Here is a 21164-nt window from a genome sequence, read left to right as displayed (position 1 = left end):
GAACTTGTTCATTCCTGATCTATCTCTTTTTGGCTGCGTCAATGTCTCCAGGATTCAAACCTTCCCATATGTTCGGGATACTAACGGTCTCTGGATGCTCAAATACGAGAAACGCAGTCGGCAAATACCGCTCTCCGTATTCAGAAGAAGGCTTGTTTACAATGGCATTATCCTTGACGAGCACCGTTGAAGAACCTCCATCCAGATTAGCACCGATAACCGCTCCATGTTTAAGCAAAATATTTTGCATATCATACAAGTTGGCACCAATGCTGTACCCAGGCTGACGACCGTCGATGGTCACGAATATAATGGCCCCGTCTGCTCTTTGCCCCATTGCGGTACGGGGAGCGATTCCCCACCCCTCGCTTGCATTGCGAATCAAACCTTTCCCATTCACGATTAGGCGTGGTTGAAAAGTAACCGCTTCTTGCACATTCATTTTGGACAACTCGGACAACGAATAGTGACCGGCTATCATTTTTCCCTGTTTATCAATACCTACGATTTGAACAGAGGCATTTTTGCCCATATCATTGTAGTATATCTCTCCCTGGGAAATGACAACGCCAATCGGTTTAAAACCATTCCCATTCCAGTTGGGATCGGCAAAGCCACCGCCATTTACGCCAGCAACAGCCCCTAAACGCTCGACCATACTAGATACCCTTTCTCCCCGGCCGACCTTGGCAGGAACCCCGAGCCGAATTTTAGTGGGGTCATGAACCGTCATAACATAGCCATGATAGTTACGGCCCGATACCTCTTCCACTTCAACCAGCGGCGTTTGTTGTACTTTGGTCGGTATCAGATCAGGCAAATTGATTGTGTGTCTGTCCTTCTCCTCACCCATCGCTTCAAAACGGGCCGAATATTCAGCCACACGTTTTTTCGCCTCTGCTTCACCGATAAAGTACTTCGCCCAGTGACGATGTTGGGTGGTGATCAGCGTATCCGCAGCCAAATAGCGCATGTCCTTGCCAGATGACGTTAAGAACAACCACGCACCACCCCCTATTCCTGCTAACAGGAATACAATAAAAAGTCGCAGTATAAAGCGACCGAATTTTCCTTTTCGTTTCTTTTTTCTATTTTTCTGCCTGCGAGCTGCTGCACGCTGTGGCAAGACTTCCGGTTTCATTTATCATCTCTCCTGTTATTGGTGACTTCTATCTTATTCATCACTATTGCCCATCAAATGATCCGTAACGATAGGCAGCGACATCTAACGACAATATCATAAACTAATTTTGTAGAATGATAGTGTCAATTTTTTAACAGATTCATCCACTCTGAAAAAAACACAGGAAAAAGTCCTCCACATGAATGTGAAGGACTGTAATTAAGGGTACTCTACGCTTTTTACGGAGCAGCCTCTGGTTCGAGTAGCATGAACAGTTCTTTCATCTGCTGTCGCTTGAGTTTGGGACTAAGCACATACAATGTATCGCCTGGTTCAATTACAGTAGTGCCTCTAGGGGCAATAATTTGCTCGTTCCGAATTATGGCTGTGAATAAAATATCTTCAGGCAACTGTATATCCTGAATCGCTTTGCCCGCTATCGACATCCCCTTTTGTACCTGAATGTGGTTGATTTCCGAAGTGGTTTTCCCCAGAGAAACTAATTCCAGCAATGAAGGAGACGATGTTTCGTTAGGGTCCATCAAGCCAAGCTTCACCGCTAGCCACGAAATAGTGGTACCTTGAATGATCGCAGAGGTGAGCACGACGAAAAATACAACATTAAAAAACAAGGGTCCTACATCCATCTCATCCAGTAAAGGATAGGTTGCTAGTACAATAGGTACCGCCCCCCGCAGTCCTGCCCAGGATAACAGTGTCTTCTCGCGCACAGAGTACCTGGAAAAAAGCAAGCTTAGGAACACGCCTATTGGACGAGCCACGAGCATGAGGATGAAGGAGAGCGCCAAGCTTTGCCACGCAATGCCCAGCAATTGATCGGGAAAGACCAATAGGCCGAGCAGGACAAACATCATAATCTGCACCATCCAGGCGAAACCATTGTTAAAATGAATAATGGATCGCTTGTAGGTCAAGTCGGAATTTCCCAAGACAATGGCCATGACATAAACCGCCAGCAATCCGCTTGCCTCCAGTAACGATGCCGCCGCATACGTCAAGACTGCAAATGCCAGCGCCATTACAGGATACAAACCGGATGAATCAAAATTCATTTTATTAATCGCATATACACCTATACGTCCGAGTACAAAACCAACGACTAAACCAAAACCCATTTCCCATAAAAACAACAAGATATGTATCCAAATGGATTGCTCAGGGTGATGTATCAGCTCAATCAATGTTACCGTGAGAAATACAGCCATCGGGTCATTACTGCCGGATTCCGCTTCGAGCGTCGAGGTAATTCGTTTTTTGATGTTTTTACCTCCTAGAACGGAAAACACGGCTGCCGCATCGGTCGATCCGACAATAGCGCCAAACAGCATGGATTCCATCCAGCTTACGCCTAAAATAAACTTGGCGCATACGCCAATGACTACGGTCGTAATGATGACCCCTAACGTTGATAATGATAACGCAGGTCGAATAACTGGCTTAACGTCTGCAAACTTTGTCTGCATCCCGCCTTCAAACAAGATTACAATGAGCGCGAGAATGCCCACCAGCTGTGTGATAAAGGCATTATCAAAATAAATAAACTGACTGAGCACCATACCTACGGCAATAAACAAAACGAGCGCAGGCATACCGAAACGGCTGGAAAATTTGGTAGTCAGCACACCGACCAGCAGCAAGCTGGAAAGCAAAAGCACAATCAAATTTATAAGGGTTGTCTGTTCCATACGGCTTCTCCTATCTTGAAAATGGATGTTCAATTTTTCGCCTTCTATCTATATACCCTCAAATCACACAGAATACTAATCTTAAGTAAAAAAATATATGAGAAAACAAAAAATCCAGCTCATGGTCTGTGCTAAATCGCACTCGATGAGCTGGTTTGTATATTTTTTATAAGGCTTGAGCAGAGATAATCGTCGTGCTTTAGGCTTTAGGATGAATCATATGCGCAGGTACAACATATTGATCGAACTGTTCTTCAGTCAACAGTCCGCTGCGGAGTGCCGCTTCTTTTAAAGACAGTCCTTCTGCATGTGCAAGTTTGGCGATTTTAGCGGCATTTTCATATCCGATATGTGGATTCAATGCCGTCACCAGCATCAGCGAATTATTCAAATTGTGCTCAATTTTAACGAGATCAGGCTCGATGCCGATCGCACAGTTGTCATTAAAAGCAATCATGGAATCGGCCAGCAGATGAACAGATTGCAAAAAATTGTAGATGATTACTGGCTTAAACACGTTCAGTTCAAAATTACCCTGACTCGCAGCAAAGCCGATAGCTGCATCATTACCCATTACTTGCGTAACGACCATCGTCAGTGCTTCACTCTGAGTCGGATTCACCTTACCTGGCATGATGGAGCTACCTGGCTCGTTAGCAGGAATCGTGATTTCGCCCAAGCCGCTACGCGGACCACTTGCCAGCCAACGAACATCATTGGCGATTTTCATCAAATCGGCAGCGAGCGCTTTGATTGCTCCATGTACGGCCACCACTTCATCGTGGCTGGTCAGTGCATGAAATTTATTGGGTGCGGAAGTGAACGTTTTGCCAGTGAAACTGGAAATTTCCGCAGAGGTTCGGGAGCCGAACTCTGGATGAGCGTTAATTCCTGTCCCCACCGCGGTTCCGCCAATCGCCAGCTCCTTCATGTATTGCACCGTGTCGATGATAATTCGCTTGCTCTTGTCCAGCATGGCATACCAGCCGCTTATTTCCTGACCCAGCGTAAGCGGTGTCGCATCTTGTAAATGGGTTCGCCCAATTTTTATAATATCCTTGAATTGCTCTGACTTCTGTTGAAAAGTCTCTTTCAGCTTATCAATGGCAGGCAACAAACGGTCCTCCACTGCAATGACACCCGCTACATGAAGCGCCGTAGGAAACGTATCATTTGAGCTTTGCGACATGTTTACATCGTCATTGGGATGCAGCTTCGTATCTTTTCCCTGCTCTTGTAACCATTGGCTTCCCAGATGAGCAATCACTTCATTTACATTCATATTGGACTGCGTACCGCTTCCTGTCTGCCATACAACCAACGGGAAATGGTCATCAACCCGCCCTGCGAGAATTTCGTCCGCTGCATAAATAATGGCGTCCTGCTTCTCCTGTGATAGCTTACCCAGCTTATAGTTACTGATCGCCGCGCTTTTTTTAAGCACCGCAAACGCCTGTATGACCTCTAATGGCATTTTCTCCGAGCCAATCGGGAAATTTTCCTTGCTGCGCTGTGTTTGCGCTCCCCACAGACGGTCTGCCGGTACCTTGATTTCGCCCAACGTATCCTTTTCGATGCGGTAGTTCAACTCATTTCCTCCTCTTGGCCTATGTAATTCAGACAAAATATGGTGCTCTCTCTTGCCTATTATACATTAAATTTCAAATGTTATCATTTATTTTGCAAGCGCTTTTTTACGATGCGGCCAGAGGAGGCGAAAGGAAATTTCATTTACAAGCATGGCTACTAGGTTCAACTAATGGTGATATTGCTTTTGCCATGGACTTCTTTTCTGCCCAGTAGCTTGTTCAGCGCATCGATGTAAGCTTTGGCGCTAGCTTCCAAAATATCAGTACTTGTGCCTCTTCCCAGAGCTGTGTACTCACCTTGCCTCAAAATAGCGTGTACTTCCCCCAACGCATCTTTGCCATATGTTACAGATTGGATCGAATAATCCTCCAACTCCACCTCTTCACCACTGGCCTTGTCTATAGCATGGAAAATCGCATCTACAGAACCGTTACCCATTGCTACTTCATCAATTGCTGTCCCATCTTGTTTACTCAACCGAATGGATGCGACTGGAACCGACTGATTGCCATAAGACACCTGAATGGAATCCAGTGTGTACATTTGAGGTGAGGCATTGCGGCTTTCGTCCATCAGGACGTGCAAATCTTCATCTAGCACCTGTTTTTTCTTATCCGTCAAGGCCTTGAATTTGCGGAACGCCTCTTGCAGCTGTTCCTCCGTCAAAGCATCAAACCCCATGTCCGCCAGTTTTTCTTTAAATGCATGTCGACCCGAGTGCTTGCCCAACACAAGTTTACTCGTCTTCAGCCCAATACGCTCAGGGGACACGATCTCATACGTTGTACGCTCTTTAAGCATTCCGTCCTGGTGTATACCGGACTCGTGAGCAAACGCATTGGCTCCAACAATGGCCTTGTTTCCCGGTACCGACATCCCCGTACGTTTGCTCACCAGACGACTGGTGGCATACAGCTCCTCCAAAACCAGACTCGTTTGTGCACCATAAAGCTCGGTTCTGGTATCAAGGGCCAGTGCAACTTCCTCGATAGGTGTATTTCCGGCTCGCTCACCGATTCCATTGATGGTACCTTCAAATTGATCTACACCATTACGGATGGCCGCCAGCGTGTTAGCTGTTGCCATGCCAAGATCATCATGACAATGTGTACTAAGTTGTATTTTTTCGATACCGGGCACTTGTTGCTTTACAATTCTAAACATTTCACCGAACTGATCCGGCGAGGCATATCCCACCGTATCCGGTAAATTGACGACTGTCGCTCCAGCACGAATCGCCATATCCACGACTTCACAAATAAAGTCCAGCTCGGTACGACTGGCGTCCTCTGCTGAAAATTCTACCTTGCTGAAATACTTGCGTCCATAACGAATGGCAGCAGCAGCGGTCTCTAATACTTTCGCTTTATCCATTCGCAGCTTATGTTGGCGGTGAATGGGTGAGGTAGCCAGGAACAAATGAAGACAGGTATCCTCAGCTCCTCGTAGCGCCTCTCTGACTGCATCAATATCCTGTTCTTTCGAGCGTGCAAAACCAACCAGTGTTGCTTGTGTAACCTGTTTGGCAATCTCCTGCATGCTGATAATCTCACCAGGCGAGGTTGCTGGAAAGCCGGTCTCAATCCGATCTACGCCTAATTTTTGCAGCTGAAGAGCAATTTCCACCTTTTCTGTGCTGGTTAAGCTAACTCCTGGTGATTGCTCTCCATCTCTTAACGTTGTGTCCAACACCCATATTTTGCGCATACAGATACCACCTTTGGTTTGATTTTAGGAGATGCTCAAGTAAAAGGCTCAAAGATCATCATATTCATCTGATCATCTGATGTTTAAGGATAAAAAAATTATAAACTTCCCATATGCTTTTGCAGCTCCAGCTTGGTGCCGTCCAAATGTTGAATGCTATAAAGTTCGGCAGCCTTGCCATCCTGATCCCGGATTGCTTCATATATTTTTTCATGCTGCAGAGTAAAATGATTTTGCATCGCTGGATCGGTAATGAGATTGTTCAACGCCTTGCGGATGGCCTCTACAAAGCTGCCATATACGTCTGTAAGCACCTTATTGCGTGTAGCTCCGGCAACAGCCAAGTGAAAAGTGATATCCGCATCTAGGTACCCAGTCAAATCTCCAGCGGCCAAAGTTGCAGCACGACGGTCCAACGCCGCACGCATTAAGCGTAAATCCTCGTCATTACGACGTAATGCAGCCAATCTGGCAATCTCTAGTTCCAACACACTCCGCACTTCATAAACCTCAATAATTTCAGCACGGCTTAGACGGTAATCCAATGGCTCTTGAGAAGTCGTCGGTTGGCAGACAAAAGTTCCGTGTCCTTGCTTTTTCTCTAATAGACCGGCATGCACCAGAACGCTAACCGCTTCACGTACTGTAGATCGCCCGACTCCGAATAGCTTCATGAGCTCAGGCTCGGTTGGAATCTTAGTGCCCACATTCCATTCACCAGCAGCAATTTTTCGTTGCAGCTGTTCAGCCACTTCATCGGCGATTTGCTTGCGTTTGACGGCTTGAAAAGGAAAATTCATCTGATCATCTCCTGTTTCGTATCATACTACGACTGCTTGTCATTCTGCAACCTTTTTCGTCCTCCTTCCCCATTGGTCCTTACCTGTGCTTACATACCCAAATAAAGCCTGTACCGTTGGACACGATACAGGCCTATAAGGATAAATTTAAATGTTAGGATTTCGATTTATTAGGTGTAATACAATACAAACGGCTGGTTGCTTCAAAAATATGGCCTGGAGCCAGTGCAATCAATCCGATCTCCTCTGCTGGCAGGTCCAGACGATTCGGTGCATTGATCATGTTCATTTGCGGCTCAGGACAGATGAATTCCTTGTTCGCTTTGTTATTCCAGATCATCCAATGCTTATAAGCTGTGCCTACATCGTATACGAGGGTAGCACCTGTCTTACTGTGTGTCAGTTCCATGTAGTTGCGTCCATTTTGCGGAGCTGCCGTGTAATGATTATCCATAGAGGCAAAATAAGGACTAACTCCCGTCGTCTTCAGCAGTTCCTCTTCCGGAGATAAAGGCTGGAACTGACCTGTGGCCAACAACCGTTCCGTCAGCTCACGACGCTCACCGATTGTGACCTTAATCTTGTAATCCTCAGGCGAGCTATCGGGTACGAACGGAACGCGAATCGCTGTGTGAAAGGCAAATAAGTTGGGGATCGGTTGATCGCCCTCGTTATGGATCACATAACGCTGATGCAGACCAAATTCGTCCAGGCTGTACGTTAACTTCATGGTAAAGGTGAAGGGTAAATAGCGGAACATGGGATGTCCTTCCCTTACATGCTGATTCATTACCACATAGCTACCTTGCTCCCCAGAACCGTAGTCCTCAACCTCCCACCGAACAGTGTGTAAAAAGCCGTGCAGATGGTTGTGGGTCGCCTCTTCGTTTATCGGCAGCCCATATGTAACACCATTCCATAGGAATTTTCCATCCTCATACCGATTCGGAGGAAACAGGAAAGGAATTCCGTAAACGGACGGGCTTTGCTTAAAAGCCTCTATGCTCTCAGCATCTGGCTCACGCAGAAAAGAATATCCCGTTTCATTGTCACGAAAAGAAATCAGATTTGCGCCGTTTCCCGGCAGGGCAACTGCTTCATATCGTCCAAATTTAAGACGAATCGCCGGTATTCCATAATAAAGATCACCAATTGCAGCATGTTGTTGTGTCATCAAAAAATCCTCCTTGATGAAATGACGATGTTTAATGAAAGCGTTTAGCTTTTGGCTTGACTATACCATGCTGAGCAAAAAAATTCCACGTCCACACAAAAAACGATGCCCCGCAAGGCATCGTCCTTCACACATCACTACACATAACGGCCCTGTTTGGGTACAGCCATGTGCTCAAAATCTCCCGCCAGTCGCTCCAGCTGATCTGTCAGCTCAGCACCATGCATGTAATGACCATGTCCTGTGACTGCAATCTCAGGCTTTAACTTGGCCAGCATTTCCACCGATCGCTGCGCAGCTTGCCAATCTGTCGTAAAATACGCAGGAGGCCCATGTATTTCTTTTTCCTGTAAAATAACGGCCAGTGCCGATTCCTGTTTCACCGTAATAAAAGCGTCACCGGCCACCATTAACCTTCTTCGCTCATGAAAAAGCGATACATGACCAGGTGTATGTCCTGGCGTATGCAGCCACTTCCAACCAGGGGCACCGGGGACACTGCCATCTGGGGGCAGTGATGTGATGCGATCATCGAGATCTATAGCATCATTAGGGTATAAGAAGGAAATGCCCGACATTAAACCTCCCCCTACACTAGGGTCAGGTTTTTGATAATCCTTCATTCCCGTCAAATAAGGTAATTCCAAAGGATGTGCATAAACAGGTGTACCCCAATGCTGTACCAACTCAATAACCGATCCTACATGATCAAAATGACCATGTGTAAGCACAATAGCGATCGGAGGGCCAGTGAACCGTTCCTCTGCCAGGCGTATGATCGAGTCTGTAAATCCTGTCATCCCCGTATCCACCAGCACCCAGGAACGGCTTCCCGGCTCCCCAATAAAACACATATTTACAAACAGCGTCCGTAAGCTCAGGAGATCGGGAGCAGCCTCTTCATTTGCCGTCATTCCTTCGGTGAACAGATGATTTGCCAAAGCTTCACCCTCCTATTCACATGGAATTTCCTGTTAATATCGACCTTTAGGCTTCCCCCATGTCAGCAGATTATGCGGACACTGCTAAATATAATCCGCTTGTCACGAAAATAGACCATGTTTACATTACTCGGGTAATTTGCTCCATGCCGTATCTAGCAAATAGTCGAACAAATCATCGTTCTCTTCAATCCAGCTATCCATTTGCAGCATCTCTTCCTCCACCCGTGGCTCTCCCGCAAAATGGAGACTGTAATCCCATTCCTTTCCCCTTTTGCTGTGGAATGTAATTTCATATACAGAACTCTGTCCCTCTACTTTAAATACCACTTGGCCCAGATAAGCACCATTCTCATCTTTTGTCATTTGTGCCTGTTGAATATGTACTTCTTTCACTTCCTGAGGTGAATTTTGCTCTGTCATTCATCTATCCGCCCTTTCATTTTCACTAAATAGTACCAAAACTGATTTGTGAACCTTTTCGTTACATTGTACAATATATAAGCTATGTGTGGAATTTGCAAAAAAACTGTGCAAGTTACCCAAGCCTTGTTTAAGGCTTTTCGTGAAATGGAGGAAAGTTACATGTCAGATTTTCAACAAAAATTGCAAAAATATGCCGAGTTAGCCGTTCGGGTCGGCGCCAATGTCCATCCTGGGCAGACACTCATCGTTCATGCACCAATTTTGTCCGCCGAACTCGTGAGACTTATCGTCAAATCAGCGTATACTGCTGGGGCCAAGCTGGTTACAGTAAAATGGAGTGATGAGACTATTACTCGATTACAGTATGAACTAGCTCCTGATGAAGCTTTTAATATTGCTCCCAAATGGTACGCAGCCGAAATGACTGAAGAGGTCGAAAATGGCGCAGCTGTACTGCATGTCATTGCAGAAAATCCGGATTTGCTTCAGGGAATTCCGTCCAGCCGAATTACTGCTGCCCAGCGTGTGCGGTCACATGAATTACGTCAATATCGTGAGTATCAAATGGCCGACAAATTCAGTTGGTCTCTGATTGCTTATCCTTCAGCAGAGTGGGCTGCCAAAGTATTCCCTGATCTGCCAGCTTCAGAGCAAATGGATAAACTGTGGGATGCCATTTTCAGCACCGTGCGTGTGGATCTGGATAACCCTGTGGAGGCGTGGAAAGAGCATTTGAAAACCCTTTCCAGCAAAGCTGATATTTTAAATGCCAAACGCTATAAAAAGCTGCATTATCTGGCTCCAGGCACAGACCTCACCATCGAGTTGGCAAAAGATCATCTATGGGTAGCAGCCGAAAGCGTCAACCAACAGGGACATACTTTTGTAGCCAATATGCCTACCGAGGAAGTGTTTACAGCTCCGCTCAAAACGGGAGTGAACGGTAAGGTCAGCAGCACCAAGCCACTTAGCTACAGCGGAAATATCATCGACAACTTTTCATTGACTTTTGAAAATGGACGTATTGTCGATGTACAGGCAGAAACCGGTTTGGAAACTCTTCAGCATCTCGTAGAAATGGATGAAGGTTCACACTATCTGGGGGAGGTTGCTCTCGTACCTCACAAGTCACCTATCTCTGATAAAAATATTTTATTTTATAATACGTTGTTTGATGAAAATGCCTCTAACCACTTGGCCATCGGTAATGCTTATGCATTTAACCTTAAAGGCGGCAAGGATATGACTCAAGAGCAGTTGGCTGCCAACGGCCTGAATTCCAGCCTGACTCACGTCGACTTTATGATCGGTTCAGCTGAAATGGATATTAACGGCGTTACCGAGGACGGTACTGAGGAACCTATCTTCCGTAAAGGAAATTGGGCGATCTAACACGGCAAAAAAGGCTCCCACCGCTTTATGCGTGAGAGCCTTCTTGCTTCTTCCTATAGGCTATGTTAGATCTATTTTACAACGTGTTAATCCAAGAATTCGCTGCAATTCCAAAAACAATTTGTATCACGCTGATGATGAAAAAGATAATAAGGCAATTTACAACTCTTCGATTGGTGGTTTGATGCATGGATAAAGATGATTTCACGTAAAACATGCTGCCCAATATTCCTATACACACACCGAAAATCCCCGAAAATAGCAATCCTATAACCAAGCTGACCACGACAAAAGCCCAACTCCAGCCCGGAACTTTACTCACAGGAACATAAGGTTGATTGGACCCAAGATATACACCTTATAACATAAGTTGCAAGTTAAAAAATGGAAAAAAGGTCGCTGATCAGCGACCTTTGAATCTACTTTATTTCGTATGAAGTTAGCTTTTATGTCCAATTTTAGCCTTGTAGGCAAGTGAATATTGGTCAGCCGCTAAAATCGCATCAAGCACATCATCCGCTGTGACAGCAAATGGTAGATTGTGAGCAGTTTCGCCTTCTTTGGTAGCAGCCTGGGCTACCCTGTACAAATCCTCTCGGGAAGCTTCCTGTAGCTTAATGTCTTCCAGCGTGACAGGCAGATCGAGTTTTAGATAAAAGTCAATATACCGCTCCACCTCGGACAAAGGTCTTTTTTCCAAGGCAAGCTGGACTAAGGTGCCAAAAGCTACCTTCTGACCATGTGTCAGGTGATGAATGTCCCCTTCCAGAACGGTAAAACCATTGTGAATCGCATGTGCGCCTGCCAAACCGCCGCTTTCAAAGCCCAAACCGCTTAGCAACGTATTGGCTTCGACTACCGCTTCAAGCGCAGGTGTGACGACTTTGCGTTTTACGGATTCATAGGCCTGCAGACCATAATCGAAAAGAACTTCCTCACACTTGGACGCAATGGCTTCTGCCGCCAAGGTAGGCAAACCACCAGCCATTGTCGTTGCGCGAGCTTCAATGACCGCACGGACCTCAATCCACGTTGCCATGGCATCTGCAATGCCTGAGGAGAGGAACAAGGGCGGCGCTTGAGAAATGACTTTCGTGTCCACCAGGATCAGGCTCGGATTTTTACTGAAAAAGGTATACGTATCAAATGCACCCTCATCGGTGTACAAAACAGATAGTGCACTAGTAGGGGCATCTGTAGAAGCAGTCGTTGGAATAATCACAACTGAGGAACCGAGTAGTTCATTAACGGCTTTGGCCGTATCCAGCGTTTTACCACCACCTACACCAATGACAATATCGACCTGGGCGCTTCGTCCCTGATCCGCAATACGGTTGACTTCATTTTTCGATGCTTCCCCTTGAAACTCAATTTTAACCGCCGTAATATCAGCCTGTTCCAGACTTTTTACTACGCGGTCGGCTGCAATCTCCCAAACCAGCTTGTCCGCAATAACCAAGGCAGTATGACCTAATGGCTTAACATACTCACCTGTTTTATCAATCACATTTTTCCCTTGCACATATTTACCTGGACTAATAAATACTTTTTCGCTCATCGTTTAACTCTCCCTTCCAAGTTTGTACAATTTCTATTATACGGTTGAAAGGGCACACATCTCAATTTCGAAACCAAGATCTTCAATCATTTGATGATCAAATGTGACCTCTTGGCCTTCTGTCGTTAAATAATCTCCTACAAAAATTGAATTCGCTGCATACAGGCATAGCGGTTGTAACGAGCGTAAATTCAACTCTCTTCCACCTGCAACGCGTATTTCTTTGGATGGACAGATGAAGCGGAACAGTGCCAGCACCTTCAAAGCTTGGATAGGTGATATTCGCTTTGCTCCTTCCAACGGGGTTCCAGGGACTGGATTCAAAAAGTTAACCGGAATAGAGTCAGCATCTAACTCCCGTAAGGCATAAGCCATTTGTACGATTTCCACATTCGTTTCCCCCATCCCGATAATAACGCCAGAGCATGGAGACATTCCGTGAGATTGAGCCATTTTCACAGTTTCAACGCGTTGATCGTATGTATGTGTGGTTGTAATCGAAGGATAGTTGGCCTTACTTGTATTTAAATTATGATTGTATCGATGTACCCCAGCCTCTGCCAACCGCCGTGCCTGATCTCCCTTGAGAATCCCTAAGCAGGCGCAAATTTTGAGCGGCATCGTGCGATTAATTTCTTGTACTGCCTCAATCACCTGATCCAGCTCTCGATCTGTTGGACCTTTGCCGGAAGCTACGATGCAATACGTCCCTGCTCTCCGCGCTACTGCTTCCCTAGCTCCAGCCAACAGTGATTCCTTGTCCAGCATACTGTACTTGCTCACAGGCGCCGTGGATACGATAGATTGTGAGCAATAACCGCAATCCTCCGGGCACAGGCCACTTTTGGCATTGATGATCATGTTGAGCTTTACTTTTTTTTCATAAAAGTGATGTCGCACCTGAAATGCAGCTTGCATAATCGGTAATAATTCCTCATCGTCGGCTTCCAGTACCTCCATACCTTCTTCCAGCGATATACGGCTGCCTTGGATCGCTTTTTCAGCCAACAAGCCCCAATCTATAACCTCTTTTAGTAAATTCATACTTCTTGCCTCCCAAAATTTAATGATCATGTAAATGGATAAGATTTTCAACGTAGAGGAAGTTTCTTTGTTATTGTCAACCCATATGATTATAATTAGGTTGACAATAACACGAACATCATATCAATTCATGTCCTTTCTGTAAAGGAGGCAAATTAAAAAGCGACCCCACATCGTTCAAGGTCGCTCTCAAGATTTATTCCGTATTCCGTTATGAGACTCCTGCTTTTTCCACGATAATAGGCTGTTTTATCAGCCGAATACGTGAAATCCGCTTGTTTTCAACTTCTTCTACTGTGAACATACATCCCTCAAACAATACAGATTGGCCAGGCTGTGGGGGAATAACCTCGACATGTGAGTATAGCCAGCCCCCTACCGTATCATAATCCTCATGATCCAGATCCAGTCCAAAGCGATCGTTCACTTCATCAATTAATAACATGCCGTCAATGGAAAATTCCTCGTCATTAATCTGCTCACAACTCGGACGTTCCTGATCGAACTCATCCTGAATTTCACCAACGATTTCTTCCATAATATCTTCCAGTGTTACCATACCCGATGTACCGCCATATTCATCAATCAAAATGGCGATTTGCGTCTTGCTACGCTGCATGCGTTTGAGCAGATCACTAATTTGCGTAGATTCCGGGACAGCAAGAATCGGTCGAATCATCGTACGGGTATCCAGTGTGTTCGCCCGTAGAAGGTCCTTAATATGGATAAAGCCGATAATATGGTCCTTATCTTCGGCGCAGATTGGATAACGGGTTCTCATGCTTTCCGTCGCAATCGTGAGATTTTCTTCTGTGGACTCGTTACTGTATAAGCAGATCATCTCAGTTCGCGGAATCATGATTTCCCTGGCGGTCGTGTCGGTAAAATCAAATATATTATCAACAAGCGCCAATTCCGTATTATCAATTAGTCCGCTCTTATTGCTTTCTTTCATCAGAATGCGTATTTCATCTCCGGTATGCGCGGAATCGTCATTTTCAGATACCGGCTCCAGACGGAATAAACGCAGCAGGCTGTTCGCCATTCCATTTAACGCCCATATGAATGGATACATCAACTTGTAAAAACAAGTCATCAGCATGGCTGAATACAGCGTAATGGTCTCAGATTTACGAATAGCTATCGTTTTGGGCGCCAATTCACCCAACACAATATGCAGAATCGTAATAACAATAAATGCAATAACCACGGCAGTACCGTGCACATATACCGCTCCTAATCCAGCGGCTGTAAATACAGGTTCGATCAAATGTGCGATGGCCGGCTCTCCGATCCATCCTAGTCCCAACGATGCTAGTGTAATACCCAACTGGCAGGCAGACAAATAAGCGTCCAAGTTGTGTAACATATTGGCGGCGTACACGGCCTTTTTATTGCCCGCTTCCACCAATGTTTCAATACGGCTGCCTCTGACCTTCACCATGGCAAATTCCGCAGATACAAAAAAACCATTCAATAGTACTAATGCAAAAACAATAAATAAGTTAAACATACTCGGTAAAGGGTCACTCAATATGCTCCCCATCAGCCGTCATTACGGCAGACAGGCGCACCTCCTTCGGATAGTTTCATCATAGACAGAACGATAACACATCATAAGCAGCGTCAACTTCCCAACACATTCACTCCCTCCGGCTTCCAAAGCCATATTCCGCATAAATGATTAGATCATTCATCAGCTTATATTTAATTATATAACTATACTCTATACAGTCAAACCACAAGCAATGTCAGAAAAAACAGCTCCCCTATCATTTAGGTCATAAAGCTCTCGTTTTCGCTGCTTACCATCAAGAAAGCTACTATATTTGAGAAAGATTATAAACAAAATACATCCCCTGCCGTCTGGCAGAGGATGTAGACTCATATATATGAAGGCATCAGCGAACCGGGGCACCCGGATTCCCGATGACGCCGGGATATTGGTACAACAATGGCTCATCAAACGTTGCATAGTCCAGGTTTAGCATCAGCAGAATGGTCCGTTTGCCTGTCGCCGGATCACTAATAATAATGTGATCCCGACCTGCTGCTTCCAGAATGCCTTTGAATATTTTCGCATTCCATTCCCGGTTATTTTCATAGGTCATATAAAAGGTTCCCGTTTTGCCTAAGTTCAAGCGTAAAATATTTTCGATGTATGATTGCTCGTATTGCGGAGTCTGAACCTGCACTACGGTACCCGTTGGTGTCATAGGGCTGCCACTACTTACTTGAGGTGGAAAGCCAGTCATAGGCTGCATGGTTCCCATTGGAGCCATCCCTCTTGGCCATTCGGGATATCCGTTGCCGGAAGCATAAGATACGGGACGGTAAGCTTGCTGTGAAATCATGTAAATTCCTCCTAAAATGGTTTTAATTTAATTCTTCAAGCCATTCTGTAAAGTGTCTAATATACATTAGGACAATCCTGTACAGACGGGCTAAAAAAGCAGTGGGCTTTAAAACGTCCGGTATTGGTCTGGTCATACCAAGTGCCCGGACAGTTTCCTGCTGGTCTGAAAAACCATAATGCATTGGATGCCGGATGTAGCTTTTCTCCATTGATTACACGCTGGGCAAGTCGAATGTCCCGATCACGGGCTTTCTGATAAAAATACCCCTTCTGAGTGGCTTCAAAACCTCCGGGGCTTTGAAACACCATGTCATTCATGAGACGTATCCCCCGGAAATCTAGGCAATTGGATAAAATTCGGTTCACACCGACATTCCCAACCATGAGCATCCCCATCTCGCCTTCACCTTCAGCCTCAGCCCGCATCAGCCGGGCGAGGGTCCTTACATCTTCTGAGTTGGTCTTGATTACAGCCACCGCGTCCCCTCCTCGCTTCTCCATCACATACCCTATCGTATGGTACAAATGCCCAATGGGTGACAGTCCAGAAAAATAAAAAAATAGCCCCAAGACTGGGACTACTCATTCAGGCTTTTATTATGGCTCATAAATCATTTTACGCGTCATGCCACCATCTACTACCAGATTCGTGCCTGTTACAAAATCATTGCCGGGTTGTGTCAAATACAGACAGGCCCGTGCGATGTCCTTAGGGGTTCCTACTCGCCCAGACGGATGCTGTTGATGGTCTTCTGCACGCAGTTTCTCATAATCGCCGGTTTCAATCCACCCTGGACTGATGCAATTGACCTGAATCCCGTCCTTTCCTAGCGATATGGCCATCGCGTGTGTAAGGGCCCCAATCGCTCCTTTGGATGCCGCGTAGGCTTCTGTATCCGACTCTGACATGAAAGCTCGTGTAGAGGTCATATTGACCACAGAGCCACCTTCTACGTTTCGTTTCATCACCTTAGCTGCTTCCCTAGTGGCAATAAAACAGCTGCGTACGTTTGTATTCAGAATGTCATCCCATTCTGCTATCGTTAACTCATAAGGAAATTTCCATTTGGACACGCCAGCGTTGTTAATTAGCGTATGAATCGTACCGTATTCTTCTTCCGTGGCACGGATTAGCGCTACAATATCTTCTTCCTTCCGCACATCACAAGGAATAAAAATGGCCTGATAGCCCTCGTTCCGGGCCGCTGCAGCGGCTGCGGCACCTTCCTCCTCATTGTAGTCGGCAAATACAACATGGGCACCCTGAGCAGCGTAGGCAAAAGCGACCTCTCTCCCGATGCCATGCGCCGCTCCTGTTACAATAACAACTTGTCCCTCAAATGACACAAATCATTCCTCCTCTGAACTACACTGTTCTAGTATATATGTACCAAAATGTACTGTACAAGAAACATCTACAGCCCCCTACCCTGGCATCTCGCAGAAGGCTGTAAATGAATCCAAAAAATAATTAGACTGAATTCTACATTTTAACCTGTTCCAAGCTATAGCGATTAAGACGCTGAAACCCGATATACCTTGTACCCTGAAAAGTAAGCCGTCCCTCATCCCCTTCAGCGCATTGACCATATTCTTCCCCAGATACCTTAAACTCCATCCGGTCGCCACTTTCCACCTCGAAGGTTACGTAATAGAAAGTATAGGTACGAGTCCCTTGTTCCTCCTGCCGCCTCTGTTGGAGATGTGTCCTTCTGGCTGTAATTCGGGAACCGACCGTCAATACAGGCTGCCTTTTATTCCGACTCCATTCCATGACTTCCCTGCCTGCAGACAACACGACAATACCCAACACGACAACGAAAAATACGGGCAGTACCGTGCCCAGCCAATCGAACATCCATAATGACTCAAAACCCATGCACCGCACTCCTCTCCGCCAGGCATTTCACAGGGAAACTACCGGGCATCCTGACCTGACCTAAGCTTTCTATAACAGTATATGTATGTTCCTGCCCAAATTTGATAGCAACCCTTAAGAACGCCAAGAGCCCCCACGGAATTATCCGGGAGGGCTCAAGATATGGCGATATCAGAATGATGCATCGATTTACACATGTACAAGCTGGAGATAACGTTGTGTTTCATCCAGAACTTCATGATTTTCGTCTTCAGCGTAACGCTCTGCACACTGCTTGCAGTCCTCTTCAGTCGTGCAACCATAGGCATCCTGGCAAGTATAACAAAATTGAAGGTAGTATTGGGTTAACATTTGTTCCTGATTCGCTCTCATAATTATCACTCCTATCGTTGTTTACAGGTTTAGTATAACAGCGGCTTATTCGTTAGTTTGTGATTTTTTTCACATATAGTCGTATAAAATTTAAATTTTTTAAAAATAAAACGCCCTGGGAAAAACACCCCAGGGCAATCACCTTTATAGCGATTATAAAATTCTCCAGTTCGCACCGCCGTCCGTCGTTTTCAGCAGCAGTGACTTCTTGTCATCAAGGCGTTCCAAAAGAAGCCAACCCACCGAAGAAGAAGCGAAACGGAGCTTAACCGATCGTGGGTAGTCTTTTAGCTTCAAAGGTAGCACTTTGTTGCCTGTGAGACTTGTCCACGTCTTCCCCCCATCCATTGTACGGCTCATTCCGGTCTCGGTTATGATCCACCCTTCCTTTTCATTTAGAAACGTACGGCCAGGGATAATAGAATTAATGTTGCTACTCAGACCCAAAGGCACACCGTTCCATTGTGTCCCTGTATCGTTTGTAAACAGTCCGTTATATTTTATGGCCTTATCCCCATAGCAAAGAACCGGAATCCAGTACGAGGCACTGCTCCCTTTCAGAGACTGCTGGGCTTCTGCTTTGGCCTGAGGGCAGCCCTGTATTCTGTTAGCTACCGGAGTCCAGGTTTTCCCTTGATTCAAAGTCTTGTACAACTTAACACTGTTATCCAGATTGATCGCTACAAACCCCTGATTGTTGGAAGAAAAGCTCATCCCCGCCAGGCTGCCCCGATCGGGTAAACCTGAGCCTGATTTGTTGGATGTCATACCCGAACTTTGCGCAACTTTATTCCATGTGGCTCCTCCGTCAGTGGTGTGATACAACAGTTTTTGTTGATCCTGCTCATTCAGATTTACATATGCCATGATCCAGCCAGTAGTTGGATTTACATATTGAATCGAGCTCACATGGTCCCCGCTTGGAAGCGCTGAAACATCCCAGCTCTGTCCTCCATCTGCTGTTCTCAGAATGACGGTTGCTGTTTTGTCCAAATTTTGACGGACAACCCAACCGTGACGAGAATCAGTGAAACTGATGTCTTTTCCATATTCAAGCTTGTCTTGAAATTGGACGTTTTCGGAGGGGGAAATATTATTCCATGTCTTTCCGCCATCATGAGTATCATAAAGCCGGAGCTCATTATGGGTAACTCCCCAAACTAACCCTTTATTGTTATCAATTAAATGAAAATCCGCTATTCGCGTCTGTACTACATATTTGGCGTTAGGATCGCCCACCTTTGGAGTCACTGGTGGATTAATTGTAATCGTCTGACCCTGGTCATCAGGTTCCTCAATCGGAGGTTTAGTTAACGTATCTGGGGCTTCAGCAGAACAGGCAGTCAGTAGAATGCCCGTCAGCAGCAGTACTCCCCCCAAGAGCGCACGCCAGCGCAGTTTCATATAAAATCCTCCCTCGATGGCATGCTGTAATCACGTGCCAAAAGCTTATCTGAAACAGAATTATACCATAAACGCCTCTATGTGACACTTTTCGCGTAATGTCAAAAAAAACCGGACCCTTCACAAAAGTGCAGGATGCCGGCTTTTTTTATACTAGAATTTATTAAGATTTACGGTTCAACAAACTTTTGTGGTATCCATAGAAGAAATAGATCAACAATCCAAGCAGGAGCCACACAATGAATCCAATCCAGGTGCTAATATGAAGCTGAAGCATCAGACCGATGCAAACCAAAGCACTTAAAAGTGGGAGCAACGGAACCCACGGCACGGTAAAGCCTCTTTTCAAATCAGGGCGTTTCTTGCGCAGAACGATAACTCCTACCGATACCACAGCAAAAGCGAATAGGGTTCCAATACTCGTCAGATTGGTCAGTGCATGTAACGGGAACAATCCACTAGCCAATGCGATAATGCTGCCCACCAGCCAAGTGCTTCGAATTGGCGTTTGAGTTTTGGCATTTATTTTAGATAAAAAAACGGGTAAAAGGCCATCACGTGACATGGAGAAAATTAACCGCGTTTGACCATACAAGAGCACCAATAAAACGGTCGTCATCCCCGCAATCGCACCGACTGAAATCAATCCGGCTACGAAATCCTGATGAATAAAGCGGAGAGCAAACGCAACAGGATCACTTACCCCCAACTGCGTATAAGGTACCATTCCCGTTAGCACAACTGAAACCGCAATATACAGTACTGTGCAGATCGCTAGAGAAGAAATAATACCGATGGGCATATTCCGTTGCGGATTGCGAACCTCTTCGGCTGCAGTTGAGATGGCGTCGAAACCCAGATAAGCAAAAAATACGATTGCCGCAGCACTCAAAACACCAGAAAATCCATAAGGCAAAAATGGTGTCCAGTTGTCAGGCTTAACATAAAAGATACCGATCCCAATAAATAGCAATACAACTCCGACTTTAACACAAACCATTATTAAATTGAATCGGACCGTCTCCTTGGCTCCGAGACTCAGTAACAATGTGATGAGCATAATGATGCACACGGCTGGTAGATCAATAATGGTCCCCTTGGTCGAATCGAAGGCTGCGGTTAAAGCCAGCGGTAAATGTACATCAAATCCAGCCAGCAAGCCTTGAAAGTAAGCAGACCATCCACTACTCACAGAGGCGGCCGCCACTCCATATTCCAGAATTAGGTCCCACCCCAGTACCCAGGCCAAAATTTCTCCAAATACAATATAACTATACGCATAAGCGCTCCCAGCTGCGGGAACTGTAGATGAAAGCTCCGCATAGCACAGGGCAGCTAGTACGCAGGCAATACCTGCAATAACAAAGGAGAGCATCAATCCAGGACCTGCATTTTCTGCTGCTGCCTTGCCAGTAATAACAAAAATCCCGGTACCGATAATACATCCTACACCTAGCATGGTGAGATCAAAGGCACCCATTGTTCTCTTTAAGCGACCTGTAGATCCGCTTTCCTCATGCGGGAGCAGTCCTGTTTTTTTTCGAAATAAGTCCATATGCCGAATCCTCTTTCCATAATTTCATGCGTCAATATCGGTGCTGCAACGCTTTAGTGCATGTTCTTATCATTCGATTAATTATTAGCGAGCTCGCCTTTGAAGTCAAGGAAAAATGTCATATTTCTTTGCGGTGG

Annotated in this window: 19 protein-coding genes; 1 reads left to right on the top strand and 18 read right to left on the bottom strand. The window is 45.7% G+C overall.

What is annotated here, in order from left to right:
- Positions 1 to 19: 19 nt before the first annotated feature.
- The 8 genes from MHB46_RS01050 to MHB46_RS01015 form a co-directional block, all read right to left on the bottom strand.
- The gene (locus MHB46_RS01050) at positions 20 to 1141 is read right to left on the bottom strand and encodes a phosphodiester glycosidase family protein (protein ID WP_250271482.1); all 1122 of its coding nucleotides are present in this window, start codon (positions 1139 to 1141) and stop codon (positions 20 to 22) included.
- A 221-nt stretch (positions 1142 to 1362) separates the two neighbouring features.
- Entirely contained in the window at positions 1363 to 2829 is a 1467-nt protein-coding gene (locus MHB46_RS01045; RefSeq protein ID WP_023988873.1) for a potassium/proton antiporter, read from the bottom strand.
- 199 nt (positions 2830 to 3028) lie between these two features.
- Entirely contained in the window at positions 3029 to 4417 is a 1389-nt protein-coding gene (gene fumC, locus MHB46_RS01040; protein ID WP_341161320.1) for a class II fumarate hydratase, read from the bottom strand.
- A 164-nt stretch (positions 4418 to 4581) separates the two neighbouring features.
- A complete protein-coding gene (locus tag MHB46_RS01035) occupies positions 4582 to 6126 on the bottom strand; it encodes a 2-isopropylmalate synthase (protein WP_254349604.1) in 1545 nt (514 codons plus the stop codon).
- A 98-nt stretch (positions 6127 to 6224) separates the two neighbouring features.
- Positions 6225 to 6926, bottom strand: coding sequence for a FadR/GntR family transcriptional regulator (locus tag MHB46_RS01030; protein WP_341161319.1), 702 nt, complete (start codon positions 6924 to 6926; stop codon positions 6225 to 6227).
- A 154-nt stretch (positions 6927 to 7080) separates the two neighbouring features.
- On the bottom strand, positions 7081 to 8100 hold the full coding sequence (locus MHB46_RS01025) for an aldose 1-epimerase (RefSeq protein WP_341161318.1): 1020 nt from the start codon (positions 8098 to 8100) through the stop codon (positions 7081 to 7083).
- A gap of 137 nt (positions 8101 to 8237) precedes the next feature.
- Positions 8238 to 9041 (bottom strand): MBL fold metallo-hydrolase, encoded by an 804-nt coding sequence (locus MHB46_RS01020; protein WP_061828289.1) that lies wholly within the window; start codon positions 9039 to 9041, stop codon positions 8238 to 8240.
- A 126-nt stretch (positions 9042 to 9167) separates the two neighbouring features.
- A complete protein-coding gene (locus MHB46_RS01015; RefSeq protein ID WP_061828288.1) occupies positions 9168 to 9464 on the bottom strand; it encodes a hypothetical protein in 297 nt (98 codons plus the stop codon).
- Between the two features lie 162 nt (positions 9465 to 9626).
- Between MHB46_RS01015 and MHB46_RS01010 the strand changes: the two genes are divergently transcribed.
- A complete protein-coding gene (locus tag MHB46_RS01010; RefSeq protein ID WP_341161317.1) occupies positions 9627 to 10859 on the top strand; it encodes an aminopeptidase in 1233 nt (410 codons plus the stop codon).
- Positions 10860 to 11298: 439 nt separating this feature from the next.
- On the opposite strand, the gene MHB46_RS01005 is transcribed toward MHB46_RS01010, so the two are convergent.
- From MHB46_RS01005 to MHB46_RS00960, 10 genes are all read right to left on the bottom strand, one after another.
- Complete coding sequence (locus MHB46_RS01005; RefSeq protein ID WP_061828286.1) at positions 11299 to 12417, bottom strand: glycerol dehydrogenase; 1119 nt, start codon at positions 12415 to 12417, stop codon at positions 11299 to 11301.
- 36 nt (positions 12418 to 12453) lie between these two features.
- Entirely contained in the window at positions 12454 to 13461 is a 1008-nt protein-coding gene (bioB, locus tag MHB46_RS01000; protein ID WP_341161316.1) for a biotin synthase BioB, read from the bottom strand.
- 211 nt (positions 13462 to 13672) lie between these two features.
- Positions 13673 to 14974 (bottom strand): hemolysin family protein, encoded by a 1302-nt coding sequence (locus MHB46_RS00995; protein ID WP_341163672.1) that lies wholly within the window; start codon positions 14972 to 14974, stop codon positions 13673 to 13675.
- 388 nt (positions 14975 to 15362) lie between these two features.
- Positions 15363 to 15815, bottom strand: coding sequence for a spore coat protein GerQ (gerQ, locus tag MHB46_RS00990; protein WP_341161315.1), 453 nt, complete (start codon positions 15813 to 15815; stop codon positions 15363 to 15365).
- A 56-nt stretch (positions 15816 to 15871) separates the two neighbouring features.
- Positions 15872 to 16294 (bottom strand): cell wall hydrolase, encoded by a 423-nt coding sequence (locus tag MHB46_RS00985; RefSeq protein ID WP_061828283.1) that lies wholly within the window; start codon positions 16292 to 16294, stop codon positions 15872 to 15874.
- A gap of 120 nt (positions 16295 to 16414) precedes the next feature.
- Positions 16415 to 17164, bottom strand: a complete 750-nt coding sequence (locus tag MHB46_RS00980) for an SDR family NAD(P)-dependent oxidoreductase (RefSeq protein ID WP_341161314.1) — start codon at positions 17162 to 17164, stop codon at positions 16415 to 16417.
- Positions 17165 to 17300: 136 nt separating this feature from the next.
- Positions 17301 to 17696, bottom strand: a complete 396-nt coding sequence (locus MHB46_RS00975; protein ID WP_013371386.1) for a DUF2500 domain-containing protein — start codon at positions 17694 to 17696, stop codon at positions 17301 to 17303.
- A gap of 189 nt (positions 17697 to 17885) precedes the next feature.
- Positions 17886 to 18068: a hypothetical protein gene (locus MHB46_RS00970; RefSeq protein ID WP_341161313.1), complete on the bottom strand. Its 183-nt coding sequence runs from the start codon at positions 18066 to 18068 to the stop codon at positions 17886 to 17888.
- 153 nt (positions 18069 to 18221) lie between these two features.
- Positions 18222 to 19472, bottom strand: a complete 1251-nt coding sequence (locus tag MHB46_RS00965; RefSeq protein WP_209942436.1) for a WD40/YVTN/BNR-like repeat-containing protein — start codon at positions 19470 to 19472, stop codon at positions 18222 to 18224.
- A gap of 163 nt (positions 19473 to 19635) precedes the next feature.
- Complete coding sequence (locus tag MHB46_RS00960; RefSeq protein WP_076295092.1) at positions 19636 to 21027, bottom strand: amino acid permease; 1392 nt, start codon at positions 21025 to 21027, stop codon at positions 19636 to 19638.
- Positions 21028 to 21164: the final 137 nt, after the last annotated feature.

The organism is Paenibacillus sp. FSL H7-0703, assembly GCF_038003485.1.
Classification (GTDB): domain Bacteria; phylum Bacillota; class Bacilli; order Paenibacillales; family Paenibacillaceae; genus Paenibacillus; species Paenibacillus polymyxa_B.
The sequence above is the reverse complement of the archived record's forward strand: the minus strand, read 5'-3'. Positions and strand labels throughout refer to the sequence as shown.

Bases quoted from the DNA above. Each gene is read 5' to 3' on its own strand.
- MHB46_RS01050 (WP_250271482.1), bottom strand. From the start codon at position 1,141: ATGAAACCGGAAGTCTTGCCACAGCGTGCAGCAGCTCGCAGGCAGAAA.
- MHB46_RS01045 (WP_023988873.1), bottom strand. From the start codon at position 2,829: ATGGAACAGACAACCCTTATAAATTTGATTGTGCTTTTGCTTTCCAGC.
- MHB46_RS01035 (WP_254349604.1), bottom strand. From the start codon at position 6,126: ATGCGCAAAATATGGGTGTTGGACACAACGTTAAGAGATGGAGAGCAA.
- MHB46_RS01030 (WP_341161319.1), bottom strand. From the start codon at position 6,926: ATGAATTTTCCTTTTCAAGCCGTCAAACGCAAGCAAATCGCCGATGAA.
- MHB46_RS01025 (WP_341161318.1), bottom strand. From the start codon at position 8,100: ATGACACAACAACATGCTGCAATTGGTGATCTTTATTATGGAATACCG.
- MHB46_RS01015 (WP_061828288.1), bottom strand. From the start codon at position 9,464: ATGACAGAGCAAAATTCACCTCAGGAAGTGAAAGAAGTACATATTCAA.
- MHB46_RS01010 (WP_341161317.1), top strand. From the start codon at position 9,627: ATGTCAGATTTTCAACAAAAATTGCAAAAATATGCCGAGTTAGCCGTT.
- MHB46_RS01005 (WP_061828286.1), bottom strand. From the start codon at position 12,417: ATGAGCGAAAAAGTATTTATTAGTCCAGGTAAATATGTGCAAGGGAAA.
- bioB (WP_341161316.1), bottom strand. From the start codon at position 13,461: ATGAATTTACTAAAAGAGGTTATAGATTGGGGCTTGTTGGCTGAAAAA.
- MHB46_RS00995 (WP_341163672.1), bottom strand. From the start codon at position 14,974: ATGTTTAACTTATTTATTGTTTTTGCATTAGTACTATTGAATGGTTTT.
- gerQ (WP_341161315.1), bottom strand. From the start codon at position 15,815: ATGATTTCACAGCAAGCTTACCGTCCCGTATCTTATGCTTCCGGCAAC.
- MHB46_RS00975 (WP_013371386.1), bottom strand. From the start codon at position 17,696: ATGGGTTTTGAGTCATTATGGATGTTCGATTGGCTGGGCACGGTACTG.
- MHB46_RS00970 (WP_341161313.1), bottom strand. From the start codon at position 18,068: ATGAGAGCGAATCAGGAACAAATGTTAACCCAATACTACCTTCAATTT.
- MHB46_RS00965 (WP_209942436.1), bottom strand. From the start codon at position 19,472: ATGAAACTGCGCTGGCGTGCGCTCTTGGGGGGAGTACTGCTGCTGACG.
- MHB46_RS00960 (WP_076295092.1), bottom strand. From the start codon at position 21,027: ATGGACTTATTTCGAAAAAAAACAGGACTGCTCCCGCATGAGGAAAGC.